General features: G+C 64.2%; 7 protein-coding genes. 4 read left to right on the top strand and 3 right to left on the bottom strand.

All coding sequences use genetic code 11. The features are described from left to right. Positions 1–73: 73 nt before the first annotated feature. From HMPREF2942_RS03960 to HMPREF2942_RS03950, 3 genes are all read right to left on the bottom strand, one after another. On the bottom strand, positions 74–1,330 hold the full coding sequence (locus HMPREF2942_RS03960; RefSeq protein WP_070688447.1) for an NAD-dependent epimerase/dehydratase family protein: 1,257 nt from the start codon (positions 1,328–1,330) through the stop codon (positions 74–76). 33 nt (positions 1,331–1,363) lie between these two features. Next, complete coding sequence (locus HMPREF2942_RS03955) at positions 1,364–4,360, bottom strand: alpha/beta fold hydrolase (protein ID WP_070688446.1); 2,997 nt, start codon at positions 4,358–4,360, stop codon at positions 1,364–1,366. Between the two features lie 83 nt (positions 4,361–4,443). After that, positions 4,444–5,496, bottom strand: a complete 1,053-nt coding sequence (locus HMPREF2942_RS03950) for a 3-oxoacyl-ACP synthase III (RefSeq protein ID WP_005505662.1) — start codon at positions 5,494–5,496, stop codon at positions 4,444–4,446. A gap of 324 nt (positions 5,497–5,820) precedes the next feature. Here HMPREF2942_RS03950 and HMPREF2942_RS03945 point away from each other — a divergent pair, with 324 nt between their 5' ends. The 4 genes from HMPREF2942_RS03945 to lgt all read left to right on the top strand — a co-directional run bounded on the left by HMPREF2942_RS03945 (position 5,821) and on the right by lgt (position 12,618). Beyond that, entirely contained in the window at positions 5,821–9,123 is a 3,303-nt protein-coding gene (locus HMPREF2942_RS03945; protein ID WP_083313465.1) for a chromosome segregation SMC family protein, read from the top strand. A gap of 269 nt (positions 9,124–9,392) precedes the next feature. Next, the gene (gene trpB, locus HMPREF2942_RS03940) at positions 9,393–10,727 is read left to right on the top strand and encodes a tryptophan synthase subunit beta (RefSeq protein ID WP_070688444.1); all 1,335 of its coding nucleotides are present in this window, start codon (positions 9,393–9,395) and stop codon (positions 10,725–10,727) included. After that, the gene (gene trpA / locus HMPREF2942_RS03935) at positions 10,727–11,581 is read left to right on the top strand and encodes a tryptophan synthase subunit alpha (protein ID WP_070688443.1); all 855 of its coding nucleotides are present in this window, start codon (positions 10,727–10,729) and stop codon (positions 11,579–11,581) included. Before trpB ends, trpA begins: the two co-directional genes overlap by 1 nt. Further along, a complete protein-coding gene (gene lgt, locus HMPREF2942_RS03930) occupies positions 11,581–12,618 on the top strand; it encodes a prolipoprotein diacylglyceryl transferase (RefSeq protein WP_070688442.1) in 1,038 nt (345 codons plus the stop codon). The genes trpA and lgt overlap by 1 nt, the downstream gene beginning before the upstream one ends. Positions 12,619–12,672: the final 54 nt, after the last annotated feature.

The following is a 12,672-nucleotide window of genomic DNA, read 5'->3' as shown; positions in this document are numbered from 1 at the left end:
TGTAGCTACGCCGTCATTCGTTTACAGCTGGGTTGAGAAAGGGGCTGGGGGAACCGACCCAAAAAGAAGCGACTTAGCGGCTGTACCTATCCCCGTAGAACAGGCCCAGACGCTCGTAGCCTTCCTCAATCGACACGGAGGGCTCCCACTGCAGAAGCTCACGGGTGCGGCGCTGATCAAACCAGTGCGCGGTCGACAGCTGCTCCGCGAGGAACTCCGTCATCGGCGGCTCATCACCGGCGGTCACGTTCTTCGGCAGATGCTCCCACACGCGTTCAATGACCTTACCCGCCAGAGCCGCAACCTTCGCCGGAACCGAGAAACGCGGGGCGGGAACACCCACCGCTTCACAGAAACCACCGAGTAGCTCAGCGATAGTGCGCGGCTGACCGTTTGTCACCACCAGCGCCCGGCCCGCAAAAGCGTCGAGGCGCTGATAGCCGCGCACCACGGCATCCGCGGCGTTATCAATGTAGAGCGTGTCAATCAGGCCCGTACCGCCAGAGAGCAGCGGCAGGCGGCCCGCGGCGGAACGCTCCAGAATACGCTCGACCAGCTGGGTATCGCCCGGACCCCACATCAGGTGAGGACGCAACGCACCCACGCGCAAAACCCCGCCACCGGGCAGGGCAGTGCCGTTCGCCTCCAGCGCCAGAAGCTCAGCGGCAGCCTTCGAACGCGCATAGTTACCGCGCGCGTGCTCCGGGGACGCCACGCCGGCACCATCACCCACAATCGCCGCACCGGCATGAGCCACCGACGGCGAGGAAATGTACAGGAAAGAACCCACCGAATGGTTCAGCGCCGCCTGCAACAGGGTGCGGGTGCCCTTAATATTGATGCGCTCATAATCAGCCCACTCGCCGCTGACCGAAACCTTCGCCGCGGCATGCACCACGCCGTTCACGCCGGTCATCGCCAGAGCCACCGCCTGCGCGTTCGTAATATCGCCGCGCACCTGCTCAAAACGCGGGCGAATCGAATCGGGCAGAAGCGCCGCAATACCCGAATCGCCACGCTGAAAAACGCGCACATCGTAGCCGGCACGCAGCAACGCCAGCACGCTCTCACGACCCAGCAAGCCGCTCGCACCGGTAAAGAGGATGCGCTCGCCAATACGCGGCGCGAAATCGGGCTCCTCAACCGGGCGCAACGAACGCGGGGCGGGGTCGGCGTAGCGTGCCGCCAACGGCTGCGCCGGCTTGCGGAACCGAGCCGTCGGGGAAGTCACCGCATGCGAAGTCGACAGGCGGTGACCAGACGGGCGGGGCGCAGACAGGCGGGATGCGGGCTCGTGGGAAGAGGACTCACGCGAAGAATGAGGGGACATCATACTCCTTAGACTTAGAGATCCGGCAGGCGCTTACGCCCCCGCAAGGACCTTCGACGCCCACTCACCCAGGGCGGGGCGGTCAATCTTCGAATTATGGCGAATATCGGTCGGATGCTCGTGCACCACCAGCACCGCGGCAAGTTCCACGCCGGTATCCTCGGCAACCTTCTGACGCACCAGCTGCGACAGCTCGAAGGGCGCCACACCCTCCGCAATGGGGAAGCGGCGAGCGCCGGGCACGCGATCGAGCAGGGCACGCTTGAGACCCGATGCCGACTGGCGCGCCTCCAAAGCGGCAGTATTCGCGGACGCCTCAATGACCAGCACCGGGGCGGCAGTACCTGCAGGGCCCACCGCGACCAGGGCGGCGCGGCGCACCTCGGGCAGGGACTCGGCGGACTGCTCAGCCGCAACCGGAGTCAGCACACCCTGGGAGGTCAGCAGCACGTGGGCGAGGCGGCCCTCAACCCACAGGCGACCCGAAGCGTCCAAGTGCCCGACGTCACCGGTGTGATGCCAACCCGGAGTGCTAATGGACTGCTCCTCAGTCACCCACAGGGTGTCGTAGCGGTCCTTCACATGCGGTGCCGACACCAGAATCTCACCGGTCACACCCGGCTCATGGGTCAGCTCATCCGCCACCGAACCGTCCTGCAGCAGCGGCGCAATAGCCACCGCCGCACCGTACACCGCAAAACCAACGCACACGCCGTCACGGGCGAACGGGTCAAGCACCTCACCGGCAGCATTCGGGGTGCCCTCAGCAATCGCCTGGCGAATCATCTCGAAAGACACATCGGTCACCGGCAGACCCTCGGTCATGCCGTACGGGGTGTGCAGGGAGGCATTCGGCACCAGGGCGGAGAGCGCCTCCAGCAGCGGCACGGGAATCGGCGCGCCAGCGCTCAGCACGGTCTGAACCTTAGCCAACGCCGCACGCTGCTCAGCGTTCAGCTCATCGGCGGTCGCCACCACATTCACCAGGGCGGCGGGGGAAGCAAACACGACCGACGCATCAATAGCCGCCGCAGCCGACGCCAATGCCGAAGCCGTCAGGGTCTTCGGACGGGTCACATCCATCGTCGGGGTCACGCTGGTAGCACCCAGCGCCGGGCCCAACAGCGCAAACGGCGCGAAGCCAGCCACCAGGCCGCTACCGGGCGCAAAACCGTACGTATTCGCAATAGCGTCGCGCATACCCGCCAGCTGACGCTGCGTGTACACCACACCCTTAGCCGGGCCGGTCGAACCGGAGGTGTACAGCACCGCCGCATCAGCATCCGGCACGGGGGAGGGGAACTCCACCACGGTCGGGGTGGGCACCGGCGCACCCGGAGTACCGTCAGCGGCGGGCGCGGTAAACACCGAACCGGCAACACCCAAGAGCTTCTCCTGTACCGAACCCAGCGGCTCCACAGAAATACGCACACCCGGCCACAGCAGGGTACGGGCAGCACTGAGCGCGGCGGGAATACCCACCAGGAAGCTCGGGTTAGCGCCCTTCAACGCGCGAGTCAGACCCGGAATACCCAGACCGGTATCAGCCACCACAATGACAGCGCCCAGCTTCATGCAGGCGTAAATCAGGGTGGTCAGGCGGGCACCCGGAGGCACCATCAGGTTCACGCGGTCGCCCGGACGCACACCCAGGGCGTGTAGGCGGGTCGCGGCGGCGTTGACCTGCTGGTTCAGCTCAGCCCAGGTCAGGGTCACGGACACGGAGGTGCCGTCACCCTTGGGGTCCATGTCCACCACGGCGGTGGAGGCGTCGTCGGCGCGTTCGGTGAGGGCTGCGAGCATGGGGCGGAACGCCGCGGGAACAGCGCCCTCAGCGGTAGCGCCCTCGCCGGTAGTCAGACCGTGGCGGCGCGCGCGGGCGGCACGATGCTCCGCCTCCGCATTACGCGCCGGAACCAGCACGCCGTCCTCCAGCGTGCCGAAGGTCTGCGCAAGCCACGAAATCATGGGGGAGGCAATATCGTAATCCTCAATGACCAGGTGCGAGGCCTTCTCGTAGCGGTGCACCTTCGCCTGCGGCATGCGCTCCATCAGGTCGAACAGGTAGCGGCGCTGGAACACCGGGTCCTTCGTGCCCCACTGGAAGAACGCGGGCACGTCCAGGTCACGGATCTGCTCGGCAATACGCTGCATCGGCGTATAGGAAGGAATATCGGTGCCGGTCGGAATATCGCCCACAAAATTACGCACACCCTCACGCCACGCCGAATGAGCGTACGGCGCACGGTACGTACGGTAAATCGCCTCGTTCAGAGGGCTCGGGTACAGGCGCTTAGGCTGCTGACCCACCGGCTGCGGCAGGGCACCATCAAGCGCCCCGGCACCGGCAGAACCCGGCGCGGGCAGGCGGCCCTCATTCTGAGCCAGGCCCAAGGTCACATCAATAAACGCGGTCGAATCGTGAGTACCCCACTCGTGCACGCCCAACGCCAGGCGCAGGGCGGCAGGGATATTCTCAATGCCGTCATGGTAGACCGCGGTGTTCGTCAGCATCACGCCCGAAAGAATCTCGCGGTGCTCCAGCGCCCAACCGAAGGACACCAGCCCGCCCCAGTCGTGGGCGAGGGTTACGACCGGCTTATCGGTCTCATCCAGACCGAGCGCCTTCGTGAAGTCCCCCAGGTCGGCAATACGGTCCTCCAGGCTACGGCGCTCACCCTCCAAATCCAGGTGGGTGCGCTCCGAATAACCCATATCAATCTGATCAACCGCAACCACACGCCATGGGGCGCGCTCATTCACGCCCGCATCCAGCACGGTACGCCACAGGTACGACCAGGTCGGGTTACCGTGCACGCACAGGATCGTGCCAATCGGTTCCAAACCCTGCTCGACCAGCACCGGAAGGTTATCCAGGTAGTGCCAGCGGCGCGCGCCAGCCTGCTGCGCCCGCTGCTCAATGGGGGCGGAGGTGGGCACCTCCAGAAGGTGGGAGTAGCGCGGGTTCACGCCCGCCCATTCCTCCGGGTTATACGGGGGCTGAGCCTTAGGGAAGTTCAAATGGCGCATGCTGGGAATCCTTCCGGATCGAATCGGTGAATGTCTACCGCAAAAGCTAACGGGTTACCGGCTAAAGGCTGCTGGCTACCGGGTTACCACTGAATCTCAAGCAGGGCAGTGTTCAGGCCAGAACCCACACCCATGCACAGAATACGGTCGCCTTCCGTGTAGGTCGGCGCGCACTCGGCGAGAGTCATCGGCAGAGCCGCCGCAGCCACATTGCCCCACTTCGGGAAGGTCAAGGGGATGCGCTCACGCTCAATACCGACCGCCTCAATAATGGCGTTCGTGTGGGCGTTAGAAATCTGATGGGTCACGTAGGAGGTCATGTCGTTCCACTCCCAGCCGTCCTGATGCGCCTGCTCCCACGCCTGCGCCACCAGCTCCAGGCCGTGCTTGAGCAGGCCCTCGGCGTCAGTGTTCATGCCCTGATCCGCCTCGCCACCGATGCACAGGTTACGGTGCTCAGTGCCCGCGCGGGACACCGAACCGACGATGCGGTGGCCCTCCGGGTGGCGGTCAGCGCGACCAATCACAGCCGCCGCCGCACCCGAACCGAGGGTCAGGGTCGCAAACTGAGCCAGCACATCCTCGCGGGTCGAATCGGGGTTATTCAGGATGCGCACCGCGGTACGGTGCCACGGGGAGGGGTCCTCACCGGCGACGATGAGGGCGTAGTCGATAGCGCCCGCATCAATCATGGTGGAGGCGACGGTCATCGCGTTCACGAAGCCCAGGCAGGCGTTCGTAATGTCAAAGTTCAGGGCGTGACGCGGCAACTCCAGGCGGTCATGCACACCCACCGAAACGGCGGGCTCAAAGTTATCGCGAGTCACCGAAGCGTTAATCAGCAGACCAATCTGCGAACGGTCAATACCCGCCTGTTCGATAGCCTTCTCAGCTGCGGCAACCACGCCGTCCTCAAAGGTCTGGCCCTCAGCCCAGCCGCGGCGAGTGCTAATACCGGCAAGACGCTCCAGCAGGCCCTTCGGCATGCGCAGACGCTTATAGGTTTGGGCCAGCTGCTCATCGAAGTAGTCGCTCGTGACGACCTCCGGAGGCAGCTCATGGGTAATAGACAGCAGAGCTGCATTAGCGTGGCGAATGTCAGAGTTCGTGCCGACCTTATCGGCGGATGCATTCATCAATGGTGTGGCCCTTGAAAATAGAAGTCAGTGGGATACATAGAAAAACGCGGGGATGCGAACAGCGGCCCCGCAGAATTCGTGATGCTCATTCCAATCTACCGCACCGACCGGGCGAACCCGTATCCGTAGACCCAATATGAACGCGCCCGTTCACCCCGCGCGTAAGATGATGCACAATGAGGAACTTTGAACCCCCTTCACCCCGTGCACGTTCACGCCGCTCGCCTGCCGCACCGCGTACACTAGAGGGATGCCGCCACGCACCACAGAACGTGCCCGGCACACACCAGTTCTTCTGCAGAAAGGCCCCTTGTGCACCTGATGTCGCTGACCCTGCGCGGGTTCAAGTCTTTCGCCTCCGCCACCACTTTTGAGTTCACCCCCGGCATTAATGCGGTGGTCGGCCCCAACGGCTCCGGCAAGTCCAATGTGCTGGATGCGCTCGCCTGGGTTATGGGCGAGCAGGGCGCTAAGAGCCTGCGCGGCGGCAGCATGAAGGACGTTATCTTCGCGGGCTCCGGCGAAGCGGGTTCGGGCGACGGCGCCCAGCGTGCACCCCTGGGCCGCGCCAAAGTCACCCTGACTTTCGATAATTCTGACGGCACCCTCAGCATTCCCGCTGATCGGGTGCAGATTTCGCGCACCATGTTCCGCTCCGGTGGCAGCGAGTACGAGATTAACGGCTCCCCGGCGCGCCTTGCCGACATTCAGGACCTGCTCTCGGAGGCGGGTCTGGGTCAGCAGATGCACGTGCTTGTCGGCCAGGGACAGCTGGATGCGGTCCTGCACGCCACCGCGCAGCAGCGCCGCGACATGATCGAGCAGGCGGCGGGCGTGGTCAAGTACCGCCGTCGCCAGGAGAAGACCAGCCGCAAGTTGGAGTCTGTGGCATCGAACATTACCCGCCTGAGTGACCTGGTTGCCGAGCTGGATTCGCAGCTGCAGCCGCTGAGCGAGCAAGCAGAATCCGCCGCGACCGCGCGCCAGTTGCAGGCGCGCATCCGCCAGCTGGAGGCGGTGCTTTTGGCTCGTCAGCTGGGTGTTCTGCAGGCTGAGCAGGCGCAGGCTCTCGCCTCCGAAGCGGAGGGTACCCGCCGCGCCGAAACCCTGAAAGAACAGCTGGAGGCGGCGCGTGCAGCGTCCGCGAAGCATCAGCAGGAGCAGAACCGCCTGAACGCCGAGGTCACCGCCTGCCAGAAGGCCGTGTCGACCCTGCGCGAGTCCGCTGCGCGCGTGCGCACCGTGCAGTCCATCGCCACCGAGCGCGTGCGCACCTACCGCGTGGAACTGACCGAGGCGACCGCCGCCGCCCGCGCCGGATACGAACGCGCCCTGGAACTGCTGGAAGAACGCCGCGAAGAGGCAGAGCGCGCGGTGGAAAGCTACGCCAGCTTTGAGGAGCGCTACGATGCGGCGCTGAAGAACGTTGAGAAGGCGGCGTCCGAGGTGGCGCAGACTGAGCGCGCCTCGGGTGAGGCGGCGCAGTCTCGTGCCCGCGCGCAGGCCCGGCTGGATGCCGCCCGCGCCGCTGCAGTGGAGGCGACCCGCGCCTACGCGGCGGCGGCCGAGCGTGCCGCAACCCTGCGTGAGGCGCTGGGCCAGAGCCTGGGTGAGGCGCCCGCCGAGCCCGGCACTGAATCTGCCGAGGCGGTGTTCGACCCCGAGACCGGCGAGCTCATGGATCCTTCGAGCGAGGGCGCGAGCCTGTTGCGCGTGCTGGATGCCGTGCAGATTGACCCCGAGTATGCCCGCGCGGCGTCTGCGGCGCTGACCTCGCTCGCGACCGCGGCGTTGAGTGCGCCGATTGAGGGCGCCGAGGTGTCGCAGCTGCGTGGTGAAAGTGACGGATCTGCCGCGGACCTGCCCGAATCTGCACTGCCCGAAACCATCCTGCCCGAATCCTGCGCCACCGAGCTACGCGAACTGGGTATCCGCCCCGCAACCGAGATCATTGAACCACTCAGTGAGGATGCCGCCGCTCTCGCCGGCATTGACGAGCACGCCCTGGCGCGCGTCACCGCGGCGCTGGGTGAGCGCCTGGCGGGTGTGCTGTTCGCGCCGGATGCCGCCTCCGCAGAGCAAGCCCTGCACCTGCTCGCAGAGAATACCCTCGCAGGTCAGCGGACTATGTGGCGTATTTTTGACCCCGCAGGCACCGAGCACACCCGCTACAGCCTGCTCTACCCGGCTGAGGGCGCCAGCCCCCTGGAACTTGCTGCCGCATACCGCGCCGCCTCCCAGGTTGTGACCCGCACCCGCGCCGAACTAGATGAAGCCGAACAGGCCGTTCAGCAGGCTCAGACCGCGGCAGAAGCGGCGGTCGAAGCAGAACGCGAGGCAGCGAAGGCGGCGGGCGTGGCGAGCGCCGAGCATGCCCGCGCCCGCGCCCAGGCGGAGTCCCTGGAAGCCTCCGCGCAGAACATTCAGAATGAGCGCGCCCGCCTGAACGAGCGCCTCACCGCCGCGGAGGAATCCGTAGCCGAAGCGCGCACCGCCTACGAGTCGGCGCGCACCCGCGAGGATTCCTACATGGCGGGCACGGGGGAGCAGGCTCCCGCGGCGACAATTGAGCGCCGTGCCCAGCGTCTGGGTGAGGTGCTTGCCGAGCAGGTGAGCGAGGGTGAACAGCAGCTGCACGAGCTGAGCGGCGCCCTGAAGAACGCCCAGGCGGGTCTGACCAGCACGAACGACGAGGTGCAGGATTTGCTGGCGGCGCACGCGGCGGCGCTGACCCTGTTGGCGCGCACTCAGACGGAGGCGGCGCGCGTGCAGGAGCGTGTGCAGGCGCTGGCTGAGCGTGCCCGCCTGGTGACCGGTTTGACCCTGGAGCAGCTGGAGGAGGAGTACTCCGAGCAGCTGCCGGTTGACGTGCCCGCAGACGAGGCTTCCGAAAACGACGCCACCGAAAACACCGCTTCCGAAAATACTGCTACCGAAACGGCATCAGAGACTACCGAAGCTTCCACCGAGAACGTCCGCGCTCGCCTCAAGGCAACCCGCGCCGAACTGGAGGCGCTGGGCGCCATTAACCCGCTGGCGCTGGAGGAGTACGAGGCGCTGTCCGAACGTCACGCCTACCTGAACCAGCAGATTGAGGATTTGAAGGCGACCCGCCGCGACCTGAACACGGTCATGGACGAGGTCAGCAGCCACATTGCGGAGGTTTTCACCGCCGCGATGGAGGACATTAACACCCACTACCGCCGCATCTTTGAGACCCTGTTCCCGGGAGGCGAGGGCCACCTTGAGCTGGACGACCCGTCCGATCCGCTGAATTCGGGTGTGGAGATTCACGCGCGCCCGGCGGGTAAGAAGGTTAAGCGCCTGTCGCTGCTGTCCGGCGGTGAGCGTTCGCTCGCTTCGCTGGCGCTGTTGATTGCGATTTATATGTCTCGCCCGTCGCCGTTCTACGCCCTCGATGAGGTTGAGGCGGCGCTGGATGACCGCAACCTCTCGCGCCTGCTGCAGGTGATTGGTGAGCTGGGGGAGCGTTCGCAGCTGATTGTGGTGACGCATCAGAAGCGCACGATGCAGATTGCGGAGACCCTGTACGGGGTGTCGATGCGCGGTGGCGTGTCGACGGTGCTTTCTCAGCAGATGGAGGAGCTGCGCGAGCTGCTGTAGTCCGCCGCGCCTTCCCAGCGTTTAAACCTTCCCATGCGAGCCGTCCATACCCGCGGGCGCACCCACCCCGGCGAACGTCACATGTCCTAGGAATGGTCATGTGCACTCCGGGGTACAGGTCACCGCCTGCGCCCGGGTACTATAGGGGGATATGTGCGAACACCGCCCACCTATTTGCGGTTAGCGTGGTGTTTCGTTGTGATCAGGCCTGATGCCCCGCCCTACCCGCGGCGTGCATCCGGCGGCAACCATCCAGGGAAGGAATAGTGATGAGCGAGAACCTGGCAGATGCTTTCCTCAACGGCGAGTCGTTGAAGAATGCCCCCGGCCCCTATTTTGGTGAGTACGGCGGGCGGTGGATGCCCGAGTCGCTGATTGCCGCCATGGATGAGCTGGAGGCAACCTTTAACGAGGCGAAGAACGATCCCGAGTTCATTGCTGAGTTCCAGCGTCTTTCTGCTGAGTATTCGAACCGTCCGTCGCTGCTGACTGAGGTTCCGAAGTTCTCTGAGCATGCTGGTGCGCGTGTGTTCCTCAAGCGTGAGGACCTGAACCACACGGGTAGCCACAAGATTAATAACGTGATTGGTCAGGCTCTGCTGGCTAAGCGTATGGGTAAGACCCGTTTGATTGCTGAGACCGGTGCGGGTCAGCACGGTGTTGCGACTGCGACCGCGGCTGCGCTCTTCGGCATGGAGTGCGTGGTCTACATGGGCGAGGAAGACACTGAGCGTCAGGCGCTGAACGTGGCTCGTATGCAGTTGCTGGGCGCGAAGGTGATTGCGGTTCAGAACGGTTCCCGCACCCTCAAGGACGCCATTAATGAGGCGCTGCGCGACTGGGTTGCGAACGTTGAGAACACCCACTACCTGCTGGGTACCGCTGCGGGTGCGCACCCGTTCCCGGCGATGGTGCGTTTCTTCCACGACGCTATCGGTGAGGAGGCGCGCGAGCAGATTCTGGCGGAGACCGGCCGCCTGCCCGATGGTATTGCTGCCTGCGTGGGTGGCGGTTCGAATGCGATTGGTCTGTTCCACGCGTTCTTGGATGATTCTTCGGTCGAGATTTACGGTTTCGAGGCTGGCGGCGACGGCGTGGAGACCGGCCGTCACGCGGCGACCATTACTCTGGGCCGCCCGGGCATGCTGCACGGCGCGATGACCTACCTGATGCAGGATGAGGACGGCCAGACCATTGAGTCCCATTCGATTTCTGCTGGTCTGGATTACCCGGGCGTGGGTCCTGAGCACTCCTACCTGTCCGATATTGGTCGCGTGACCTACGAGCCGGTGACTGACACCGAGGCGATGGACGCTCTGCGTCTGCTCTGCCGCACCGAGGGTATTATCCCGGCGATTGAGTCCTCGCACGCTCTGGCGGGCGCGTTGCGCGTGTGCCAGCGTTGGGTTGCTGAGGATCCGGAGGCGGCACGTGAGAAGACGATGATTGTCTGCCTGTCGGGTCGTGGCGATAAGGACATGGAGACCGCGCTGAAGTGGTTCGGTCTGGGTAAGGCGATTCCGTCCTCGACCCTGATGACCGGTAATAAGGAAGCTGCCGCATCCGCTGCACAGAACGCACAGGCTGAAAGTGAGGCTAAGTAATGAGCTACCAGGACGCTATTTCTCAGGCGGCACCTTTTACGGTGCTGGATGGTTCTTTCCCCGCTCCGAATGCGCAGTCGCCTCTGGCGGCTCGTCTGGCTGAGTGCGAGAAGCAGGGCCGTGCGGCGCTGATTGGCTACCTGCCGGTGGGCTTCCCGACCCTGGACGAGTCGATTGACGCGGCGATTGCTCTGGGCAATAACGGCGCGGACATTATTGAGCTGGGCGTGCCTTATTCTGATCCGGTCATGGATGGCCCGGTGATTCAGAAGGCTACCGGCGTGGCGCTGGAGAACGGTTTCAAGCTTCCTCAGCTGTTTGAGGCGGTCCGCCGCATTACCGAGGCGACCGACGCGGTGGTTGTCGTGATGACGTACTGGAACCCGGTTCTGGCGTACGGTGTGAAGAATTTTGCGCGTGATTTGGCGGCTGCCGGCGGTGCGGGCATGATTACCCCGGACCTGGTGCCTGATGAGGCGTCGTCGTGGTTTGAGGCTTCTGACGAGTACGGTCTGGATCGTATTTTCCTGGCGGCGCTGTCTTCTTCGCCGGAGCGTTTGGCGACTATTGCGAAGGCGTCGAGCGGCTTCGTGTATGCCGTGTCGGTGATGGGCGTGACCGGTGCTCGCACCTCCGTGTCGGAGGCGGCTCGCACCCTGGTTGCGGACATTAAGGCTGCCGGTGCGCCTCGTGCGTGCGTGGGTCTGGGCGTTTCGACTCGTGCCCACGTCGAGGATATCGGCGAGTATGCGGACGGCGTGATTGTCGGTACTGCGCTGGTGAAGGCTTTGGCTTCTGGCGGTGTTGAGGCGGTGGCTAAGCTGACCCGTGAGCTGGCGGGGCGTGAAGGCTAATGTCTGATGTGCTGTCGCTGGCGAGTGTGCCGGTAGCTAACGTGCTGGCTTCGATTCCGCTGGGTTCGATTCCTTCGCCGAGCGTTTCGTACCTGCAGCTGGGTCCGTTCCGTGTGCATTTCTATGCCCTGTGTATTCTTGCGGGTATGGCGGTGTGCTTGTGGTTGGGTTCTCGCCGTTGGAAGGCGGCGGGTGGTACCCCTGAGCGCGTTTTTGACGTGGCGATGTGGGCTATTCCGGCGGGTATTGTTGGTGCCCGCGCCTACCACGTGCTGATTACTGACCCGGGTAGCTATTTCGGTCCGAATGTTGCTGATCCGTGGGCTTTCCTGAAGATTTGGGAGGGCGGCATTGGCATTATGGGTGCCGTGTCGGTCGGTGCGTTGGGCGCCTGGTATGGTTGCCGCCGCTATGGCATGAATTTCCCGGCTTTTGCGGATGCGGTAGCGCCGGGTATTCTGCTGGCTCAGGCGTTTGGCCGCTGGGGTAACTGGTTCAACCAGGAGCTGTTCGGTAAGCCGACGACTCTGCCGTGGGGCTTGGAGATTAGCGCGTCGAGCGGTAATTTCCCGACCCAGTATCCGGCGGGTACGCTGTTCCATCCGACGTTCCTGTACGAGTCGCTGTGGAACCTGCTGGGTGTGGCGTTGCTGCTGTGGCTGGGCAAGAAGGGCATGCTGAAGCTGGGGCAGACCCTGTGGCTGTACGTGTTCTACTACGGCGTGGGTCGCCTCTTCATTGAGATGTTCTTGCGTATTGATACCTCGGAGATGCTCTGGGGCGTTCGTATTCACGTGTGGACGGCTCTGCTGCTGGTTCTGCTGGGTGCCGCTGGTTTTGTGGTAGCTGGTCGTCGCGCGGCGGCGAAGGCTGCTGCGGGTATTGAACCGGCTCCTGCGGAGTTCGCTCCGAAGCCTGCCGCAGCTGAGAAGGCAGAGGACGCTGAGGATAAGGCAACCGAGAAGGTAGCTGAGAAGACCGAGTCCGCTGAGGACGCTGAATCTTCCGAATCTGACTCTTCGGCTAAGAGCTCCTAGCTCAATCTAAATTTCATAGAAAACCGCCGGATGGGGAGCGCCCCGTCCGGCGGT

The sequence above is a fragment of the Rothia sp. HMSC071C12 genome (assembly GCF_001813895.1).
In the GTDB taxonomy this organism is placed as follows: Bacteria; Actinomycetota; Actinomycetes; order Actinomycetales; family Micrococcaceae; genus Rothia; species Rothia mucilaginosa.
This window is presented reverse-complemented; position numbering and strand designations above follow the sequence as displayed.